Below are 20,551 nucleotides of genomic sequence, written 5' to 3'. Positions count from 1 at the left end.
CAAGGGGCCCGGGAAGCGGCCCGGGCCCCTTGGCGAGCGCCGTGCTCGGGCCCTGCTCCCGCCAGGTCCGTGCTCCCGCCCGGTCCGTCGCCCACCCCTCAGACCGAGTCGTCCGCCAGTTCCGCGACTCCCGTGATCCGGTGCAGCGGATAGGTCCGCACCTCGTCGGAGGTGTGGTCGTAGGCCGTCACGAAGCCGCCTTCGACGCGTACCGGGGCGATGACGCGCTGGCTGGCGGCGCCGTCGGCGTTGACGTAGCCGATCCACAGGGCGGAGTGGGTCAGCACCGCGGCCTGCATGGTGGCCAGGGTCTCGGCGGAGGTGGTGCGGGGGAGGGCGCCGGGGGCGGACGGAGCGGGGGCGTGGACGGGCTTGCGTTCCGCGGTGGCGGCGAGGTCGCCGGCGCGGATGGCACGTACCGCCGCGGTGAGCAGGGTCGCGTCGGGGGTCGGCGGGCCGTCGGGCACCGGGGCGGGGGCGGTGCGCGGCGGGGTGCGATGGGTGTCGGCGCGGGCGATCAGCACGTCGCCCGCGGTGGACTCGGCGGCCGGGGCGTAGCCCATCGCCCGGAGGCCGTCGAGGAGTTGGTCGGGCGCGGTCTGGGCGGCGAGCACGGTCGGGGCGAGCCGGCGCAGCCGGAGCGTGGCGGCACGGCGGTCCGCAAGGATCTCGGAGAGCAGCGCATCGTCGTCGCAGCGGACGTAGGCGGTGGCCGCGCCGATCCGCAGCCGGCCGTGCTTACGGGCCACATCGTCGATGAGGTAGGCGAGCGGCTGGGGGACCGGGGTGCGGGAGTGCGCGGTGAGGAATTCCTGCAGCTCGGCGGCGGAGCGGCCGGCGTCCAGGGCGCGGCGGACCGAGGCGGGGGTGAAGCGGTAGACCGTCGCACCGCCCTTGGACTCGATGTCGGCGAGGACGCCGAGCGCGTCGGCGAGCGGGCGGTGCAGCGGACCCGGGGCGACGGCGGTCAGGTCCGCCTGGAGGAGGACGTGATCGACGGGTTCGGGGAGGAGGGGGGCGAGGAGCGCGGCGGCGCGGGTCGCGGCGGCGTCGGTTTCCGCGGGGGACGGGGCCGCGGGGGAAGGGGCCTCTGCAGGCGCGGGTGAAGAGGCCGCGGCGGACTGCGAGGTGGCCTCGGTCGAGGTGGCGTCGGTCGAGGTGGCGTCGGCCGAGGTGGTGTCGATCAGTGCGCGGCCGTGGGCGGAGAGTGCGCCGCGGCCGGTCACGCCCAGCAACTCGGCCTCGGTCAGCGTCCATTGCGCGAGACGCGAGCGGAGGTCGTCGGCGGGGGCGGAGCCGGCGGGGGTGTGAGCGGAACGGGCGGCGCCGGGCGCCGGGCCGGCGGGGCCGGGGGACGGTGCGCCGCCGTCGACGGCCCCTGCCGCGGCCGGAGTCCGGCCCGTGGCCGGTGCCGGGACCTGGCCCGCGGCCCCGGCGCTGCGCAGCGGGCGCTCCCACTGCAGCCGGGAGCGGACCGCGGCCGCCGGTACGGCGGTGCCGGGCGGCAGGCCGGCGAGGAGGGCGAGGGCGCGGCGGCGGACCTCGGGGGCGGGGGAGCGGTCGAGGTGCGGGCCGAGGGCGGCCAGCGCGCGGCCCTTGGCATCGGCGCTGCCGACGACGCCCGCGGTGCGGGTCGCGGAGAGCCAGCCGGCCGCCAGTACGGCCCAGCGCTCGTGGTCGGGCAGCTGCAGCCACTCCTCGGCGGCCGGGGTGGCCGCGAACCGCTCGTCGGCCTCGCCGTCGGAGGCGATCAGCCCGGCCCCGTAGGCGAGTTCGAGCCAGAAGGCGGCCAGCTGCTCGGTGGTGTCCAGGGCGGCGGCGGTGCGCTTGAGGTCGCGGACGCTCATCCCGCCGGCGCGCAGGACGCCAGGACCGCCCAGGTCCCACTCCTTGAGCAGTTCCTCGACGGTCGCCAGCGCGGTGAACGCCTGGCTCGCGGCGGCGTTGTCCACAAGCTGTGGATCGCGTTCCGTGGCGGGGGAGAGCGCGGGCGGGACCGGCTCGGGGGTGTGATGGGCGCGCCCGGCGCGCAGATGGAGCGCCGCCTCGCGCGGCAGGACGACATTGCGGGCGCCCGCGGGGAGCAGCAGACCCCGGTCCAGCAGCCACTGCAGATGCGCGGCCGGGCGGTCGGTGACCCCGCCGTACGGCGGACCCCACAGCAGCTTGTCGAGGACGGCGACGGATTCGGCGGGCGCGGTGTCGAGCAGCGCCGTCATCCGGGCGCGGTCGGAGAAGAGCGCGGCGAGCGCGGCGACCGCGGTGACCGGATCGTGCGTGGCGGGCAGCCCGGCCGCGGCGATGATCTCCTGCAGCCGCCCCGGCGACATCCCGGCCGCGGCCTCGGCGACGGTCGGCCCCAGCCCGGTCGGCGACGGATGCGCGGCGCCGGGGCTGAGCAGTTCACGGGCCGTACGCACCAGCCGCAGCCGGTCGTCCGGGCCCCACACCAGCGCCTGCGCCCGCAGCTCGGCCACCGCCCTGGGCAGCTCGGCGGCGACCGCCGCGTCCCCGGTGTCCCCGCCCATCAGCGCGCCCAGCGTGTCGTACGGGCACGGGTCGGGCGCCACCGCCAGCGCCTCGGCGGTCTGCAGCACGAACCGGTCGAGCCGTTCCACCGCGCGGACGACCGACGCCCGGGTCCCGGCGCGGGTGGCGAGCTGGGTGACGTCGCCCGGCACCGGATTGAGCAGGTCGGGCCGTGCCCGCAGCAGCCCGACGAGCCCGCGGTCGGTGCGGGTCCTGAGCTCCTCGGCGAGGGTGCGGGGTGTACCGGTCATTCGTCCTACGTTAGCGGGGCGGGGCCGGACGGGGGAGCGAGCGGCGGCGCGCTGTCCACGGAACGCCGCCACGCCACGGGTACGCCACCCCGGTGCGCCCTGCTTGCGGCCCCCTCGCGCCACGGCGACAGCACCGCACACCGCGGCTGCAGCGCCCCGCCCCGGCACGCGTACGGCCACTCGTCCGCCCGCGTACGCCCACCCCGCCGCGCCCGCGCGCGCCACCTTGCCCCGGCCCCCGCGGCCTCCGGCCCGCCAGGCGCCCGAGGCGGTACCGTCGGGGCAGCAACCAGCGGACGCCGCAGGGGATTTCGTGGGGATCGAGAGCGATCAGCTCGTCTATGACTATCTGAGCCGGGTGGGCGACCTGGCCCAGCAGCGGGGACTGCCCTCCGCCACGCGGATGCGGCTGGTCACCGGGCTCCGGGCCGAGATAGACGGACAGCAAGCCGATTCGGTGTCCGGTGTGAAGCGGGTTCTGGCGCGGCTGGGGACGCCGGAGGCGGTGGTCGCGGCCGCGGGGAGCACGGACGACCGGGTGCCGGGCGCGTCCTGGGGCGGCCCGGAGGCGCGGCGCGGGCCGGAGACTCCGCAGGGACCGGAGCCGCGGCGCGGTCCCGAGCCGCGGCAGGGACCGCAGGCTGGGAGTGTCCCGGGCGCCGGACCTTCCGTGCCGCTCGGCCCGAGGTGGCCCGCGGACCCGTCGCCGCCCGCAGATCCGTCGCCGCCCGCAGGGACCCCGCGCCCGTGGAGCGCGGCGCGCGACAAGCTCACCGGTCTGGCCCGGCGCGGCGGGCTGACGGGCAAGCCGCCCGCGAACGGCAAGGACGGTCCGTACGGCGCGGTGCCCGCCCCGCGCGCCGACGGGACGCGGACCGCGCCGTCCGTCGGCCTGCCGCCGCATCTGGCCGGCGCGGACGAGCTGGGCGACGACGGTGACGCGCCCGACTGGTGGCGGGTGGAGCCGGCGCCGTTCGGGCCGGGCGAGACCGTTCCCGGGTTCGTCGGCGGGATCGAGATCCCGGAGATATGGGACCGGCCGGAGAGCGACCGGGTGCCGATGCGGAAGGACGGGGCCGGGGGAGCCGGGGAGCAGGACGCGGACGCGGAGGAGGACGCGGACGGGACGGCGTCGGCGGAGCGTCCGCTGCGGCGGATGGTCCGGCGGGTGCTCGGCCGGCGGCGTGGCGCCCGGCCCGGTGCGGTGCCCGCGGCCGAGGCCGGAGAAGAGGTCGTGGTGGTGCCGGCGCGGGCGCCGCTCAGCCCGGTGCTGGCGCTGGCCGTGCTGCTGCTGGTGGCGGGTGCGGCGCTGGGGTCGTGGCTGGCGCTGGCGGGCGGCTGGGGGCTCGCCTACGTTTCACGGCGGCTGAGCCGGGCCGAGGCGAGGTTCGCGGCGCTCGGCGTGCCGGGGACCGTCGTCGGCGGGCTGGTGGTGTGGCTGTGGGGCCGGTTCGACGGGCGCTGGGGCGAGCCGATCGCGCAGGGACGGCTGCGGCAGGAGATGGTCGACGGGCTGCCGGGCGTGGTGCGGGTGGCGGCGGTCGCTTCGGCGCTGTTCCTGGTGTGGCGGATGAGGCGGGTGCCGCGGTGAGGAGGCAGGAGCACCAGGGGCCGGGAGCACCAGGGGCCTCGCGCCCCGGCCTGAGCGACCTGGCCTGAGCAACCCGGCCTGAGCGCCCCGGGCCACCCGGCCGCGACGCGTCAGGGGCCTCCCCCCGCCCCGGCCGGAACGCGCCCGCAGGCACAATGGCAGGCATGGCTGCGCACTCTCCGACGGTCGGCCTGACGGTCGGCTTCGACCTCGACATGACGCTGATCGACTCCCGCCCGGGCATCAAGGCCGCGTATCAGGAGCTCTCGGCCAGGACCGGCACCGTGATCGACGCCGACCTCGCGGTGAGCCGGCTGGGGCCCCCGCTGGAGGAGGAGATCCGCCAGTGGTTCCCCGAGGAGCGGGTGGCGGAGATCGCCGAGCTCTACCGCGCGCTCTACCCGGAGTACGCGATCGCCGCGTCGCCCGCCCTGCCCGGTGCCCGGGCGGCCATCGACGCGGTGCACGCGGCGGGCGGCCGGGCGATCGTGGTGACGGCGAAGTACGAGCCCAACGCCAAGCTGCACCTGGACCACCTCGGCCTCGGCGTGGACGCCCTCTTCGGCTCGCTGTGGGCCGAGCGCAAGGCCGAGGCGCTGCGCACCCACCACGCCCCGGTCTACGTCGGCGATCACACCGGTGACGTCGTGGGGGCGCACACCGCCGGCGCGCTGTCCGTCGCGGTCGCCACCGGCCCGTGCGACGCCACGGAGCTGCGCAACGCCGGTGCCGAGGTGGTGCTCGCCGACCTGACGGAGTTTCCGTCCTGGCTGGAGCGCTATGTGGCCGACGGGGGCGACGGCGCCGCCACCTCACGTCGCTGAGTGGTGGCGGAACGGATCACTCCGGCCGCTGCGATGAGGAAGCCGAGCCCCATCAGCATGCACAGCCAGTAGAAGACGGACGGCAGCGGTTCGGTCCCGAGGAACAGCGGCGTCACCGTGGCGAGAGTGGCCACTGCGCCAACTAGGAACATGATCGCGCCGATTCGGACCAGCAGATCCCCGGCCTGGGGAGTTTCGTCAGACACCTGACCAGGGTAAGTCGGGGCCAGAAGCACTGAGGATCCACCCGGCGGCGTCTTGTCACCGGCCTTGGGACCATTAGCCTGGGTGATGGCGGGTCCTGCGGCCCGCTGCACTGCTTTCCAGCCCCTCCCCACTCTCGGCTTCGCTCGTCGAGCGGGGGGACACCCACCCCGCAGTCTCCGCAGTAGACCCGGCCCCAGATTTCAACGTTTCTTTCCAACGAGTACGAGGACGAGGACAGACGTGCCTACCGGCAAGGTCAAGTGGTTCAACAGTGAGAAGGGCTTCGGCTTTCTCTCCCGCGATGACGGCGGTGACGTCTTCGTGCACTCGTCGGTGCTGCCCGACGGCGTAGCCGCACTCAAGCCTGGCCAGCGCGTCGAATTCGGCGTCGTCGCGGGCCAGCGCGGCGATCAGGCGCTGACCGTGACGCTCCTCGACCCGGCACCCTCGGTGGCTGCGGCGCAGCGCCGCAAGCCCGATGAACTCGCCTCGATCGTCCAGGACCTGACGACGCTGCTGGAGAACGTCACCCAGCAACTGGAGCGCGGCCGCTACCCGGACAAGGTGCACGGCGCGAAGATCGCCGGCATGCTGCGCGCCGTCGCCGACCAACTGGACGTCTGAGCACGCCTGCCCGTGGACGGCCGCACCCGGCCGTCACTTGCGCACGCCTCGCACGCAGCGCGCCTCATGCGCTGCTGCCTCTCTCACACAAACTGCAACGCATCGGGGCCGAGGGGCGGAACCAGCCCCTCGGCCGCGGCGCGGGTGAGCAGTCCGCGCACCGCGGCATAGCCGTCCTCGCCGAGGTCGGCGGTGAATTCGTTGACGTACAGCCCGATGTGCTGGTCGGCGACCTTCGGGTCCATCTCCTGGGCGTGCTCCAGGACGTACGGCCGGGAGGCTTCGGGGTCGTCCCAGGCCATCAGCACGGAGCTGCGGACCGCCGCCGCGAGCTCGCGCAACGCCTCCTCGCCCAGCGACCGCTTGGCGATGATCGCGCCGAGCGGGATCGGCAGCCCGGTGGTGAGCTCCCAGTGCTCGCCCATGTCGGCCAGGCGGACCAGGCCGTAGTTCTGGTACGTGAAACGCGCCTCGTGGATGACCAGCCCGGCATCGACCTTGCCGTCGCGCACGGCCGGCATGATCTCGTGGAACGGCAGCACCACGATCTCCCCGATCCCGCCCGGCACCTCGGCCGCCGCCCACAGCCGGAACAGCAGATACGCGGTGGAGCGCTCACTGGGCACCGCGACCGTCTTGCCCGCCAGATCCGCGGCCGGCCCCTGCTCCCTGGTCAGCACCAGCGGCCCGCAGCCGCGCCCCAGCGCCCCGCCGCAGGGCAGCAGCGCATAGTCGTCGAGCACCCACGGCAGCACCGCGTACGACACCTTCAGCACATCGAACTCACCGCGCTCGGCCATGCCGTTGGTGAGGTCGATATCGGCGAAGGTGACCGCCAGCTCCGGCGCGTCCGGTACCCGGCCGTGCGCCAGCGCGTCGAAGACGAAGGTGTCGTTCGGGCACGGCGAGTAGGCGATGTTCAGCGGCCGGGTCACGGGGTCCTCCTCAGGGATGGTGCAAATCCGGAGCGGGCGCCGGAGCGGGCGCCGGAGCCGGTGCGGTGGCGGCCGTCAGGGCTCCGGGAAGCGTGCGGAAGGCACCGGTCAGGGCGGTGAGCGCGGGGCCGATGCGCCAGGCGGCGCGGTCGCGCGGGCCGACGGCGTTGGAGACCGTACGGATCTCCAGCACCGGCACACCGTGTGCGGCGGCCGCCTCGGCGACCCCGAAGCCCTCCATCGCCTCGGCCAGCACCCCGGGGTGACGCTGCGCCAGCTCGGCGGCGCGGGCCGCGCTGCCGGTGACCGTGGAGATCGTCACGACGGTGCCGGATGCCGCACCGGCCGCCGCGGTGACGGCCGCCACCAGCGCCGGGTCGGGGCGGTGCGCCACCGTCCCGAAGCCGAGGTCGGTGACCGGGGTGAAGCCGTCGGGGGTCTCGGCGCCCAGATCGGCCGCGACGATCGCGTCGGCGACCACCACGGAGCCCAGGGCCGCGCCGGACGCGGCGAAGCCGCCGCCGATACCGGCCGAGACGACCAGGTCGTACGGCGCTGCGGCGAGCGCGGCGGCGGTCAGCGCGGTGGCCGTACCGGCGGCAGCGGCGGCCGGGCCGACACCGGCGGCCAGCACATCGAGCGCCACCGGCGCATCCGCCGCACGCCGCAGCGCGTACCCGCCCGGCAGCGCCGTCTCGTCGCAGGCTTCGTCGCAGGGTGCTGCCGCGGCGGCCACCGCGTCGCGTTCGGCGGCCACCGCCGTGACGACCAGGACCCGCATCGGCCGGCCCTCCCGTCTCAGCTGTCTCAGTCCTGCTGCTTCAGGGTGAAGTGCCACAGGGTCTTGGGGCCCTCGCCGCCGCCCAGCTCCGCGACCTGGAGGGTGACGTCCTTGCTGTAGGAGGTCTGACCGGTCTGCGGGTTCTGCTGCATGAAGAGGGTGTCCGCGTCGAAGCTGCGGTACGTCTGCTTGCTGGGGGCGCGCATGACGGGGCCGGCGCCGATGACGATCCAGCCGGACTTGGCGACCTCCGGGTCGACGCCGACGCGCACCTTCTCACCGGGGTGGACGGTGATCGTCTTGCCGCCCTTCTTGGTGATGCAGGCGGCGACGGCCTTCTTGGAGAGGACCTTGCCCCCGCCGTCGCAGCCGGGGGTGGCCTCGGCCTGCACCGTCGTCGAACCGACGGTCACGGTCGCGAGAGACGTCGGCTTCTCGCAGGCGGAGAGGGTGAGGAGACCCAGGGACACGGCACCGATGGCGGCAGCGGCACGGCGGCCCTTGCCCCAGGAGATCAACGCAGCGGTCATACGGGCAGGCTATCTGGCGCCCCAGCTCACGCCACGCCCGGGTACGGCGTGCCGCGCCGCCCGCCGGATGTCAGGCCACCCGGGGGGCCGGCGCACCGCCCCGCCGGGCCGCGCTCAGCAGTCCGCGCACGGCCAGCACCACGCCCAGCGCCACCAGCCCCGCGGCCACCGCCATCCCCAGCGTGCCGATCAGCGGCAGTGAAATCCCGATCGCGCCGCCCACCACCCACGACATCTGCAGCGCCGTCTCGGACCGGGCGAACGCGGAGGTGCGCACCCCCTCCGGCACATCGCGCTGGATCATCGCGTCCAGCGACAGCTTCGCCAGCGCCTGGCACAGCCCCGCGACGGCCGCCGCGGCGGGGACCACGACCACCGCCAGCACCGGGTAGAACACCGCGGCGAGCACCGTCGCGCACAGCGCCAGCCCCAGCATCGCCGCGACGATCGGCTCGGGACCGCGGGCCTTGAGCCAGGCGCCGACCGCCGTCCCCAGCGCGTTTCCGGCACCGGCCGCCACCACCACCAGCCCCAGCGAGGCCGCCGCGCCCAGCCCGCCCAGCGGATTCTCGCGCAGCATGAAGGCCAGGAAGAACGTCAGGAAACCGGAGAGCGCCCGCAGCGCGGCATTGGCCTGCAGACCGTGCAGCACCGACGGCCCGACCGTACGCAGCCCCGGCTTCCGCTGCTCGCCGCCCGCCGATCGCGCCGACGCCTCCCGGGACGCCAGCCGGGCCCGGACCTCACCCTTCGCCGAGTCGACCTTGGGCGGCAGGGAGAACGACAGGACGGTCCCCGCGGCGAACACGGCACATGCCCCGTACAGCGGCCAGCCGGGCCCGAGCAGTTGCAGCCCGGCCCCCATCGGCGCCGCCACCCCGGTCGCCAGCAGCCCCGCGAGCGTCACTCGCGAATTGGCCTTGACCAGCGAGATCCGCGGGGGCAGCAGCCGCGGCACCACCGCGCTGCGGACCACCCCGTACGCCTTCGACGCCACCAGCACCCCCAGCGCCGCCGGATACAGCTGCAGCCCGCCGGTCGCCACCGCGCCCGACATCGTCAGCGCCAGCAGCGCCCGCGCCAGCATCGCGCCCGCCATCGCCGCCCTGCGGCCGTGCGGCACCCGGTCCAGCAGCGGCCCGACCACCGGCGCGAGCAGGGCGAACGGGGCCATCGTCACGGCCAGATACAGCGCCACCCGGCCCCGCGCCTGGTCCGTCGGCACCGCGAAGAACACCGTCGAGGCCAGCGCGATGGTGATCAACACGTCGCCCGCGGAGTTCACCGCGTGCAGTTCGATCAGCTTGCCCAGACCCGATTCGCCGGCGCCGTGCGCATGCGTGGCACGCCGCAGCCCGCGCGCCGCGCCGGTGACGGGCCTGCGCAGCGCATGCCCCAGACCCCGGCCCGCCCGGCGGGCCCGGCCGGCCCCGTACCGGCCCCGGGTCGAGGCGCGGGACACCTGCGACGACTTCCCTGAGGTCCTGGACACCCTCGACACCTTCGACGCCCTTGCGGCAGCCACCTGGTCATAGTGCCCCAACTCGCCCAGGAGAGGGCGCTTTCTCCGCATTGGCGCGCGAGGCGCAGCGGCCCGCGGTCGCCGGCGCTGACATTTGCCCTCCCACCGAGGGGTCGTACACCGTTGAAGGGGTAGCGTGTGTAACGCGCCACCGGCGGTCGTTCTTGGCCGCGTGCCTCCGCGCGATCCCGCAGAATGGGACGCAAGAGGTGCGCTCGACCGAGAAACGACCGGGCGCGGACGTCGACGCGGTCCCCTGGTCCGCTCCGCCCGCCCCGGTACCGCCGGTCGTCCGGACAGGACAAGGACAGCTCCGGCTGGCGCACTCGTGAGACGGCGTAGAAGAGAGAATCGATTCTTGTGAGTGCTGCGATGCGAAGCCGTACCCCTGACCGCCTGTGCGCCGCGGCGGTCGACCTTGCCCGGGAGGCGGCGGAGGAAGCCGCGCTGCCCGGCATGGTCGGCGAGCACATCGATGCGGTGGCCGACGGAGACCGCGTCGTCACCCACCTCTTCGCCTGCAACGAGCCCGGCTACCGCGGCTGGCGCTGGGCCGTGACCGTCGCCCGGGCCTCCCGCGCCAAGCTCGTCACGCTCGATGAGGCGGTCCTGCTGCCCGGCCCCGACGCGCTGCTCGCACCGGAGTGGGTGCCGTGGAGCGAGCGGCTGCGCCCCGGCGACATGGGCCCCGGCGACCTGCTGCCCACCGAGGCCGACGACCTGCGCCTGGAGCCCGGTTACACCGGCGAGGACGCCCCGCCGCCGAACTCCCCCCTCGCCGAGGGCATGGCCGCCGACCTCGCCGACATCGCGGACTCCGAGGAAGCGGACGTCGTCCCCGGCTCGCCCGCGATCCAGCCCGCCCCCGACCGCGGCAGCATCGCCGCGGTCGCCGAGGAACTGGGCATGCGCCGCGCCCGGGTGCTCTCCCGCTACGGCCTGCACACCGCGGCCGACCGCTGGGAAGAGGCCTTCGGCGCCAAGGCCCCCATGGCCCAGGCGGCCCCCGCCACCTGCGTGAGCTGCGGCTTCCTCACCCTGCTGCCCGGCTCCCTCGGCCAGGCCTTCGGCGTCTGCGCCAACGAGTTCTCCCCCGCGGACGGCCGGGTCGTCTCCCTCGCGTACGGGTGCGGGGCGCATTCCGAGGCCGCCGTGATGCCGAAACCGTCGCGGCCGGCCGCGCCGGTTGTTGACGAGACGGTTGTCGAGCCGTTGTCGCTCCGGCCGGAGCGGGACGGTGGGTCGGTCGAGGAGACCGGGCCCGCCGAGGAGCTCGGCCACAGCTAGGCGCGCTGGCGCGCTGGGCCTCTGCCCCACGTTGTTTTCTGCGGCGCCGCTTTGCGTTTCGCCTCCGGCGGGGGTGGGTGTGTGGGGTGGGGTCCCGGGTTTGTGGTGGGTGGCGGGTTCGGGGCCTCCGGGGTGGGTTGTCGGACTGCTTCGCTTTACGTCCGACAACCCACCCCTCCGGCCCCGCCCCCTCCCGTCGGTTGTGGGACCCCACCCCGGTGGGGGTGAAGGACAAGACCAAAGACCCCAAGCATCGGCTATGCCACGGCGCGGCCGAGCTTCTGGTTTTTAGAACCTTCACTCCCACCGGGCGGGGGTCGCCGTCCCGGGCGGGAGGTGGTGGGCCGGAGGGGTGGGTGTGTGGACGTAAAGCGAAGCAGTCCACACACCCACCCCGGAGGCCCGCCACCGGCACCCACCACCAACAGCAAGCGGCCCCCGCCCAAACACCACCCCCCGCCGAAGGCGGGAAACAGGCACGGCGGGGCACCCGGCAACGTGGGGCGATACCGTCGGGCCACCGACACACGCTTAGGGAGACGGACAGTGATCGCTACGTCCTTGGTGCGAGGCGCAGCCGGAGACCCGTTCGGGACGGGGCGGCTGCGGCGTGGCGTGCTGGATGCCTGGGCCACCTCGCCGGCCCGGTTCCGGGAGGATGCCAACGCCGAGGAGGACCTGGCGCTCGGCGGCTACCGCGACCGGCTCGCCGTGGAGCTGGCGCAGAACGCGGCTGATGCGGCGGCACGGGCCGGCGTCCCCGGCCGGCTGCGGCTGACCCTGCACGCGGCGAACGGCGACGCCCCCGCCGTACTCGTCGCGTCCAACACCGGCGCCCCGCTGGACGCCACCGGCGTCGAGTCGCTGTCGACGCTGCGGGCGTCCGCGAAGCGGGAACCCAGCGTGGCGGCCGGGGCGGTCGGCCGGTTCGGCGTGGGCTTCGCCGCGGTGCTGTCCGTGAGCGATGAGCCGGCGCTGGTGGGCCGCACCGGCGGCGTCCGCTGGTCGCTGGCCGAGGCGCGGGCGATGGCGGAGGAGGTCGCGGCGCACAGCCCCGGGCTGGGCGGTGAGTTGCGCCGGCGCGACGGCCACGTACCGCTGCTGCGGCTGCCGCTGCCCGCGGAGGGCGGGGCGCCCGAGGGGTATGACACCGCCGTCGTGCTGCCGCTGCGGGACGGCGCGGCGCAGGATCTCGCCGAGCGGCTGCTGGACGCGGTCGACGCGGCGCTGCTGCTGACCCTGCCGGGGCTGTCCGAGGTCGTGATCGAGACCCCTGAGCACGTACGGGAGTTGAGGCGGAGCCAGGACGGTCCGTATGTCCTGATCGAGGACAGCGAGCGCGGTGCCACCCGGTGGCGGGTGGCGAGCGACGGCGGTGCGCTGGACCCGGCGCTGCTGGCGGACCGGCCGGTCGAGGAGCGGCTGCGGCCGTCCTGGTCGGTGACCTGGGCGGTACCGGTGGACGGCGAGGGCGCTCCGGCGCAGCCGGGGACCGCGGCGGTGGTGCACGCGCCGACGCCCACGGACGAGCAGCTGGGGCTGCCCGCGCTGCTGATCGCCTCGTTCCCGCTGGAGCCGACCCGGCGGCATGTCGCGCCGGGCCCGCTGGCGGACTTCCTGGTGGAGCGGGCGGCCGCGGCCTACGCGGCGCTGCTGGGCGACTGGCAGCCGGTGTCCGTCGGCACGCTCGATCTGGTGCCGGGGCCGCTGGGCAAGGGAGGCCTGGACGGTGAGCTGCGCCGGCGGGTGCTGGAGCTGCTGCCGCGGGTGCGGTTCCTGCCGAGCGCGGGTGCGCCCGGTGGCCGGCCCGCCGAGCCGGAGGCGCCGGCGGCGGGGGAGTGGGACGAGGACGGCGGGGTGGACCGCTTCGTCCTGCGCCCGGTGGACGCCGAGCTGGTGGAGGGCGCGGGCGCGGCGACGGTCGGCGTGCTGGCCGAACTCTTCCCGAGCCTGCTGCCGGCCGGCCTCGAACGCCGTCCGGAGCTGCGGGCGCTGGGCGTGGCCCGGGTGGGCCTCGGCGAGATGGTGGACCGGCTGGCCGGCGTCGAACGCTCGCCCGGCTGGTGGTGGCGGCTCTACGACGCGCTGGCCGGCACCGACCCGGACCGGCTCAGCGGGCTGCCGGTCCCGCTGGCGGGCACCGCGGCCCAGGGGCCCGGCGGGGGCGACGGCGTACGGACCACCATCGGGCCGCGTCAGGTGCTGCTGCCGCTGCCCGGCGGCGGTGACGAGGACGCCGCGGCCCGGCACCGCACGCTGGCCCGGCTCGGGCTGAAGGTCGCCCACCCCGACGCGGTGCACCCGCTGCTGGAGAAGCTGGGCGCCACCCCGGCCCAGCCCCGTGCCGTGCTGACCACGCCGCAGGTGCGCGCGGCCGTCGCGAACTCGCTGGACGCGGACGAGGACGCCTATGACGTCTTCGCCGACGAGATCGAGGGTGGGCCGGGCGCCCCGCTGGGCGCCGAGGAGCTGGCGGAGGCGGTCCTCGGCCTGGTCAGGGACGCAGGCCTGGCACCGGGCGACGAGCCCTGGCTCGGGGCGCTCGCCCTGCCCGACGAGGACGGCGAACTGGCGCCCGCGGGTGAGCTGGTGTACCCGGGAAGTGCCTTCGAACGGGTCATCCGGGAGGGTGAACTCGCGGCATGCGAGGGGGAGTTGGCCGAACGCTGGGGTGAGCAGCCGCTGACCGCCGTGGGCGTCATGGCCGACTTCGCGCTCGTCCGGGCCACCGATGTCGTACTCGACCCGGATGAGATGGAGCCCCGGGAAGGCGACTTCGCCGAGCCGGACGACGTCGGGCTGCTGGACGCGGTGGACGTGTGGTGCGAGGACATCCTCGACGCCCTGCCCGAGACCCCCGTGCCGCCGGTGGTGACCGAACTGGTCGCGGTGCGCGACCTCGATCTGGTCGACGACGACGCCTGGCCTCAGGTGCTGGCCATGCTCTCCCGTCCGCCGCTGCGCGACGCCCTGACCGCACCGGTGCGGGTGCTGCTCCCCGACGGCACCACCGAATCCGTCCGCCCGTACACCGCCTGGTGGCTGCGCGGGCACCCGGTGCTCGACGGCCGCCGGCCCGCCGGTCTGCGCTCGGCGGGCGGCGATCCGCTGCTGGCCGGGCTGTACGAGTCCGCGGACGCGGGCGAGGTCGATGCACAGGTGCTGCGCGCGCTCGGCGTGCGCACCTCCGTCGCCGCCCTCCTGGACGAGCCGGGCGGTGCGGCGGAGCTGCTGACCCGCCTCGCGGACCCGGAGCTGCCCGTCGGTGCCGCCCAACTCCACGCGATCTACGGCCTGCTGGCGGATCTGGACCCCGAGCAGGTGACGCTGCCCGACGAGCTGCGGGTCGTGCGCGACGAAGAGGTCCGGGTGGTCGACGCGGCGGATGCGGTGGTCGCCGACGCGCCGGACCTGGTGCCGCTCGCGTCCGGCCTCGCCCTGCTCCCGGTGCGGCCCGCCCGCGCGGCGGAGCTGGCGGAGCTGCTGCAGGTCCGGCGGCTGAGCGAGGCGGTCGGCGCCGGGGTCCGCTCCGAGGGCGTACGCCATGAGGTGCCGGAAGCCGTCCGGGTGCTGCTCGGCGCCGCCACCCCCGAGGCGTACGTGGAACACGAGGAGTTGCTGGTCGACGGCCCCGACGGCCCCGACGGCCCCGACGGCCCCGACGGCCCCGACGGCCCCGACGGCCCCGACGGCCCCGACGGCGCCGAGGCCCCCGCCGAGCTGGACTGGCGCCGGACACCGGACGGCACCGTGCACGCCGCGACCCTGGAAGGCGTGGCCGCGGGCCTGGCCTGGGCGGCGGGCCAGTGGCCGCGCCGCTTCGAGGTCGCCGCCCTCCTGGAAGACCCGGAGCGGGGCGAAGAGCTGGCGCGGGCGCGGTGGTTCGACTGACGGAGGGCGGCAAGGGCGCTGCCCAGGGGCACGAAACGGACCGATGAGGGTTCCCAACCGGTCCGTTTCGTGCCCTTCGGGCGCCTCGTATATGACGTACCGGCACGCCTCGCTGTGAGGCGGGCCGCCCCTCCTGTGCCGGGGCGCGGCCTGACGACGTCAAGGAACCTGTGATGAGCCTGCCCGCAACCGCCACCACGGAAGTTCTGATCGCCGGAGCCGGGCCCACCGGCCTGGTGCTCGCCTGCGACCTCGCCCGGCGCCAGATCGCCTGCCGCGTCGTGGAGCGGGAGAGCCGCGGCTTTCCCGGCTCACGCGGCTCCGGCCTCCAGCCGCGCACCCTGGAGGTCTTCGACGACCTGGGCGTCATCGACGCGATACGCGCGGCGGGCGGCCCCGTCCAGCGCCTCCAGAGCTGGGACGGCACCACACGTGTCGCCGAGTGGGACACGGTCGAGCGCTCCGAGCCCTCGCCCCACGTCCCGTACGGCGAGATGTGGATGCTCCCGCAGTGGCGCACCGTCGAGATCCTCCGGGCGCGCCTCGAAGAGCTGGGCGGCAGCGTCGAGTTCGGCTGCGAGCTGACCGGCTTCGAGCAGGACGCGGACGGGGTGACAGCGCGGCTGCGCGGGCCGGACGGCACCGGGTCGGCCGTACGGGCCGGCTATCTGGTCGCGGCCGACGGCGGACGCAGCACGGTCCGCAAGACCCTCGGGGTGGGCTTCCCCGTCACCGATATCGTCACCGACCCGACGCTGATCGCGGACGTCCTCGTGGACGGATTCGACCGCGCGCACTGGCATGTGTGGCCCACCGCGCCGGGCGGGCGCGTCGCGCTCCGCCCGCTCGAAGGGGCGGACCTCTTCCAGCTGCTCGCCCACTTCGGCGGCGCGGGCCCGGACTTCACGCCCGACGCCACGCCCGAGGCCGTCCGGCAACTGCTCGTGGAGCGCACCGGCCACGAGGGCGTGCGGGTGCACGAGGTGCGGTGGTCCTCGGTGCTGCGCATCAAGGCCGGGGCCGCCGACCGTTTCCGCGTCGGCCGCGTCCTGCTCGCGGGCGATGCCGCGCACATTCACTCCCCTACGGGCGGCCAGGGCCTCAACACCAGCATCCAGGACGCGTACAACCTCGGCTGGAAGCTCGGCGCCGCGCTGCGCGGTGCCCCCGACGCGCTCCTCGACACCTATGAGGCCGAGCGGCGGCCGGTCGCGCAGCAGGTGCTGGCCCTCACCACCCAGGTCTTCGAGCGGGACCGGGTGGACACCGACCGCGGCTTCTCCCGGCGCGGCGCCGAGACCCTCCAACTGGGCCTCGGCTACCGGGCGAGCCCCCTGACCCGCGAGTGCCGCGAGGGCCTGGCCGACGACGCACTGCGCGCCGGAGACCGCGCCCCTGACGCCCCCTGCGGGCCCACCCGTCTCTTCGACCTCTTCCGCGGCCCGCACGCCACGCTCCTCGCCTTCGGCGGGACCGACGCCCCGGCCTCCGAGCGCTACCGGCTGGTCCGGGTCGGCCGCCCCGGCGAACAGGCCGACGTCATCGACGTGGACGGGCACGCCCACAAGGCGTACGGGGACCGCGGACTCTTTCTCGTACGGCCCGACGGATATCTGGCGCTCGCGACCCAGGACCCGGCGGACCTGGCCTCGTACGAGACCTGCCGGCAAGGCGTCATTGCGAGCGGAACCTCTTGACCAGGCTCCAGACGACGACGATCGCGGAGAGGGCGAGGAGGGGCCACACCCACCAGTCGAGGGTGCCGTCGCCGGTGCCGCCGTAGTGGCTGCCGGTGTGGTGGTAGTGGCGGTGCGAGCTCGCCAGCACCTTGTACGCCAGGTCCCCGTGGAGTGTCATGGGGCCGGAGCGTAGTACGGCGCCGGCGACCGGAGAATCCGCCGGGCAGGTACTCTTCGCCCGTCGTGCCGCCTGCCGGACCGGGGCCGGGCGGCTGCGCCGTCAGCGGCCGGGGATGCTGCCGCCGCCGTCCACGCACAGGGTCTGCCCGGTGATGAAGCCCGCGTCGTCGCCGAGGAGGAAGCAGATGGCGGCGGCGATCTCCTCGGGGCGGCCCAGCCTGCGCATCGGGATGGTCTGCAGTACCCGGGCCTCCGCCTCGCTTCCGGCCGGGCGGGTCCGGTGGAACAGCTCGGTGTCGACCGGACCAGGGGCGACCGCGTTGACGGTGACCCCGTGTTCGGCCAGTTCCAGTGCCCAGGTCCGGGTCAGGCCCACCAGGGCGCTCTTCGCGGCGGAGTAGCTGCTGCGGCCGCGCGCGCCGAAGACGGCGCGGCTGGCCACGTTGACGATCCGCCCCCGGCCCTGCTCCCGCATGCCGCCGACGAAGGCCTGGGCGACCTGCACCGCGGCACGCACGTTCAGGTCGAAGACCGTCTGCAGATTCGTGGTGCTGACCTCACTCAGCGGTTCGGGCAGTGCGATGCCGACGTTGCTGACCACGCCGTGCACCTGGCGGTCCCGCGCCAGGCTCAGCAGCACCTCTCGGGTCTGCTCCTCGTCGGCCAGATCGCAGGGCGTGAGCAGGCCGGGGAAATCCGTCCGCGGGGCGGAGCGGGCGATGCCCAGCACCTGGGCGCCCTCGGCGGCGAGTCGGTGGCTGACGGCCAGGCCGATTCCCCGGGTGGCTCCGGTGACCAGCACGGTCCTTCCCTGCATCCCACGCTCCGTTCCGAGTGGCAGGGGAACGGCGCGGTGGCCCACTTCGGCCTGTTCCGGACCGGGTCCCCCTACCGGTCTTGATCTTTCGTCGAACACGCTAACGCCCGACGCTGCGAGACGACGCGGTAATGCGTCAAAACTGCGACGGGGGAGGGGAGTTGGAGAGGAAGGCAAGGGGCCGCGGGCGGAGGCTCCGGCTGTTCGCTCACCCGGACCGGAACCGCCGCTTGATGAACACCCAGGCGACACCGAGCACGACGCCGAGCGGGATCATCCACCAGGAGCCGAGCGAGACGCCGGAGGTGGACGATCCGTAGTGGCCGCCGTAATGGCGGGTGTAGTGGCTGATGCTGTGGTGCGAGCGCGCCAGGATGTCGAAGGCGCGGGGCCCGGGGTGGACTGTCATGGACATGGACTCCAGGGGAGGCGAGGCGGGCCGAAGCGACGGGCCCACGGTGTCAGGTGGGGCGCGCCCGCCCGTTCGTCAGGCCGGGAAGCGCCGTCGTACCCGGCGCCAGGTGAGCTCCAGCAGCACCGCCGCCACCACCGCGATGGCGACCGCCGTCCACGGCAGCGTCGTGCCGACCAGGCGCAGGTCGAAGAACCGCTGCAGCCAGGGGGTGGCGAGGACCGCGAGGAAGGCCAGGCCCATCGCCAGGACCAGGGCGATCCGCCACCAGGTGTAGGGGCGGGCGATGATCGCCAGTACCCACATCGCGGCGAGGAAGAGCGTCAGGGTGGCGGCGCTGGTCTCGGCGGACAGAGCCCCCGGGCCGGTGTAGTAGGCGCGGGCGAGCAGGTAGGTGGTGAAGGCGGCGAGGCCCGTGATCAGACCCGAGGGCACGGCGTAGCGCATCACCCGGCGGACGAAGTGCGGCCGGGCGCGCTCCTTGTTGGGGGCCAGGGCGAGGAAGAACGCGGGGATGCCGATGGTCAGGGTGGAGAGCAGGGTCAGGTGCCGCGGCAGGTACGGGTACGGGATCTGGCAGCAGGCCACCAGGATCGCCAGCAGGACCGAGTAGACGGTCTTGGTGAGGAAGAGGGTGGCGACGCGGGTGATGTTGCCGATGACCCGGCGGCCCTCGGCGACGACCGAGGGCAGCGTGGCGAAGCTGTTGTCGAGCAGGACGATCTGGGCGACGGCGCGGGTGGCCTCGGAGCCGGAGCCCATGGCGACGCCGATGTCGGCGTCCTTGAGGGCGAGGACGTCGTTGACGCCGTCGCCGGTCATCGCGACGGTGTGACCGCGCACCTGCAGCGCGGCGACCAGCTCCCGCTTCTGCTGCGGGGTGACCCGGCCGAAGACCGCGGACTTCTCCACCGCGGCCGCCATGGCCTCGCGGTCGCCGGGCAGTTCGCGCGCGTCCACCGCCGCGCCCGCGCCCGGCAGCCCCAGTTTGCCGGCCACCGCGCCCACCGACACCGCGTTGTCGCCGGAGATCACCTTGGCCGCGACGTCCTGCCCCGCGAAGTAGCGCAGGGTGTCGGGGGCGTCCGGGCGCAGCCGCTGCTCCAGGACGACCAGCGCGGCGGGCCGTACGTCCCGGGTGACCTCGGGGTCGTCCAGCTCCCGTGCGGTGCGGGCCAGCAGCAGGACGCGCAGGCCCTGGGCGTTGAGGTCGTCGGTCTCGGCGAGGTGGCGGTCGCCGGGCGGCAGCAGGACGTCCGGGGCACCGAGCAGCCAGGTGCTGCTCTCGCCGTCCGGGCCGTTGAGGGCGGCGCCGCTGTATTTGCGGGCGGAGGAGAACGGCAGCGCCCTGGTGCAGCGCCAGCCGTCGTCCGCCGGATACGCCTCGATGACCGCCTGGAGGGAGGCGTTGGGCCGTGGATCGGACGCACCCAGCGCGCCCAGCACCTGCTCGATCTGCGCCTGGTCGCCGTCGAGGGGCCGCAGCCCGTGGACGTCCATCCCGCCCTCGGTCAGCGTGCCGGTCTTGTCCAGGCACACCACATCGACCCGGGCCAGCCCCTCGATCGCGGGCAGCTCCTGGACCAGGCACTTCTTGCGCCCGAGCCGGATGACACCGATCGCGAAGGCGACGGAGGTGAGCAGCACCAGGCCCTCGGGGATCATCGGTACGATGCCGGCCACCATCCGGCGGACGGCCGCGTCGCCCGGCAGTCCGAGGGTGAGCAGCTGGCTGAGGACCAGGCCGATCGCGGTCGGGATCATCATCCAGGTCACGTACTTGAGGATCCGGCTGATGCCGCTGCGCAGTTCCGAGTGGACCAGGGTGAAGCGGCTGGCCTCCTCGGCGAGCCGGGCCGCGTACGCCTGGCGGCCGACCTGGGTGGCGGTGAAGGCGCCGCTGCCCGCGACGACGAAGCTACCGGACATCGCCGGATCGCCGGGCTTCTTCAGGACCGGATCGGCCTCGCCGGTCAGCAGCGACTCGTCGATCTCCAGGCCGTCGCTCTCCCGCACCTCGCCGTCGACGATGACCTTGTCGCCGGGCCCGAGTTCGATGACGTCGTCGAGGACCACCGCGGAGGTGGGGATCTCGGCGGTGGCCCCGTCGCGCCGGACGGTCGGCCGTGCCTCGCCGATGACCGCCAGGCTGTCCAGGGTCTTCTTGGCGCGCAGTTCCTGGATGATGCCGATGCCGGTGTTGGCGACGATGACGAAGCCGAACAGGCCGTCCTGGATCGGGCCGACGATCAGGATGATCACGAAGAGCACGCCGATGATCGCGTTGAAGCGGGTGAAGACATTGGCGCGGACGATCTCGGCGGCCGAGCGGGAGGACCGTACGGGGACGTCGTTGACCTCGCCCCGGGCGACCCGCTCCGCGACCTCGGCGGCGGTCAGTCCGGGGGTGACCGGTGCCCGGGCGGTCCGCCGGGCCGGCGCGCGGTCCGGTCCGGAGTACTCGGGTCCGGCGCTCGCCCGCTCCGTCATG

16 protein-coding genes are annotated in these 20,551 nt (G+C 74.9%); 6 read left to right on the top strand and 10 right to left on the bottom strand.

From position 1 onward, the window contains the following. Positions 1-98 precede the first annotated feature (98 nt). A complete protein-coding gene (locus D9V36_RS18130) occupies positions 99-2,780 on the bottom strand; it encodes a helicase C-terminal domain-containing protein (protein WP_129294710.1) in 2,682 nt (893 codons plus the stop codon). Between the two features lie 313 nt (positions 2,781-3,093). Between D9V36_RS18130 and D9V36_RS18125 the strand changes: the two genes are divergently transcribed. Together D9V36_RS18125 and D9V36_RS18120 are read left to right on the top strand one after the other, a co-directional pair. Beyond that, positions 3,094-4,371, top strand: coding sequence for a hypothetical protein (locus D9V36_RS18125; RefSeq protein ID WP_129294709.1), 1,278 nt, complete (start codon positions 3,094-3,096; stop codon positions 4,369-4,371). Positions 4,372-4,535: 164 nt separating this feature from the next. Continuing rightward, positions 4,536-5,195 (top strand): HAD family hydrolase, encoded by a 660-nt coding sequence (locus D9V36_RS18120; RefSeq protein ID WP_129294708.1) that lies wholly within the window; start codon positions 4,536-4,538, stop codon positions 5,193-5,195. Here D9V36_RS18120 and D9V36_RS18115 read toward each other — a convergent pair. After that, positions 5,150-5,401, bottom strand: a complete 252-nt coding sequence (locus D9V36_RS18115) for a hypothetical protein (RefSeq protein ID WP_431357680.1) — start codon at positions 5,399-5,401, stop codon at positions 5,150-5,152. The two genes, D9V36_RS18120 and D9V36_RS18115, sit on opposite strands and share 46 nt — an antisense overlap. 241 nt (positions 5,402-5,642) lie before the next feature. On the opposite strand from D9V36_RS18115, the gene D9V36_RS42635 reads away from it, so the two are divergent. Beyond that, complete coding sequence (locus D9V36_RS42635) at positions 5,643-6,026, top strand: cold-shock protein (RefSeq protein WP_018089689.1); 384 nt, start codon at positions 5,643-5,645, stop codon at positions 6,024-6,026. Positions 6,027-6,109: 83 nt separating this feature from the next. On the opposite strand, the gene D9V36_RS18105 is transcribed toward D9V36_RS42635, so the two are convergent. From D9V36_RS18105 to D9V36_RS18090, 4 genes are all read right to left on the bottom strand, one after another. Continuing rightward, entirely contained in the window at positions 6,110-6,961 is an 852-nt protein-coding gene (locus D9V36_RS18105) for a 1,4-dihydroxy-6-naphthoate synthase (RefSeq protein ID WP_129294707.1), read from the bottom strand. Positions 6,962-6,971: 10 nt separating this feature from the next. Continuing rightward, positions 6,972-7,742, bottom strand: coding sequence for a futalosine hydrolase (locus D9V36_RS18100; protein WP_129294706.1), 771 nt, complete (start codon positions 7,740-7,742; stop codon positions 6,972-6,974). Positions 7,743-7,768: 26 nt separating this feature from the next. After that, positions 7,769-8,272, bottom strand: a complete 504-nt coding sequence (locus D9V36_RS18095) for a hypothetical protein (RefSeq protein WP_129294705.1) — start codon at positions 8,270-8,272, stop codon at positions 7,769-7,771. A gap of 70 nt (positions 8,273-8,342) precedes the next feature. Further along, positions 8,343-9,845, bottom strand: coding sequence for an MFS transporter (locus D9V36_RS18090; protein WP_129294704.1), 1,503 nt, complete (start codon positions 9,843-9,845; stop codon positions 8,343-8,345). Between the two features lie 321 nt (positions 9,846-10,166). On the opposite strand from D9V36_RS18090, the gene D9V36_RS18085 reads away from it, so the two are divergent. From D9V36_RS18085 to D9V36_RS18075, 3 genes are all read left to right on the top strand, one after another. Further along, a complete protein-coding gene (locus D9V36_RS18085; protein WP_129294703.1) occupies positions 10,167-11,081 on the top strand; it encodes a DUF3027 domain-containing protein in 915 nt (304 codons plus the stop codon). 615 nt (positions 11,082-11,696) lie between these two features. Continuing rightward, a complete protein-coding gene (locus D9V36_RS18080; RefSeq protein WP_431357756.1) occupies positions 11,697-14,972 on the top strand; it encodes a sacsin N-terminal ATP-binding-like domain-containing protein in 3,276 nt (1,091 codons plus the stop codon). A gap of 173 nt (positions 14,973-15,145) precedes the next feature. After that, positions 15,146-16,669, top strand: coding sequence for an FAD-dependent monooxygenase (locus D9V36_RS18075; RefSeq protein ID WP_129294701.1), 1,524 nt, complete (start codon positions 15,146-15,148; stop codon positions 16,667-16,669). On the opposite strand, the gene D9V36_RS18070 is transcribed toward D9V36_RS18075, so the two are convergent. The 4 genes from D9V36_RS18070 to D9V36_RS18055 form a co-directional block, all read right to left on the bottom strand. Beyond that, entirely contained in the window at positions 16,647-16,829 is a 183-nt protein-coding gene (locus D9V36_RS18070; protein WP_129294700.1) for a hypothetical protein, read from the bottom strand. The genes D9V36_RS18075 and D9V36_RS18070 overlap by 23 nt on opposite strands. A gap of 102 nt (positions 16,830-16,931) precedes the next feature. Next, the gene (locus D9V36_RS18065; protein WP_129294699.1) at positions 16,932-17,648 is read right to left on the bottom strand and encodes an SDR family oxidoreductase; all 717 of its coding nucleotides are present in this window, start codon (positions 17,646-17,648) and stop codon (positions 16,932-16,934) included. Between the two features lie 208 nt (positions 17,649-17,856). Beyond that, a complete protein-coding gene (locus D9V36_RS18060) occupies positions 17,857-18,063 on the bottom strand; it encodes a hypothetical protein (RefSeq protein ID WP_129294698.1) in 207 nt (68 codons plus the stop codon). A gap of 72 nt (positions 18,064-18,135) precedes the next feature. Beyond that, positions 18,136-20,550 (bottom strand): cation-translocating P-type ATPase, encoded by a 2,415-nt coding sequence (locus D9V36_RS18055; protein WP_129294697.1) that lies wholly within the window; start codon positions 20,548-20,550, stop codon positions 18,136-18,138. Position 20,551 lies beyond the last annotated feature (1 nt).

Origin of the sequence: Streptomyces lydicus (assembly GCF_004125265.1) — a bacterium.
GTDB lineage: Bacteria > Actinomycetota > Actinomycetes > Streptomycetales > Streptomycetaceae > Streptomyces > Streptomyces lydicus_C.
The sequence above is the reverse complement of the archived record's forward strand: the minus strand, read 5'-3'. Positions and strand labels throughout refer to the sequence as shown.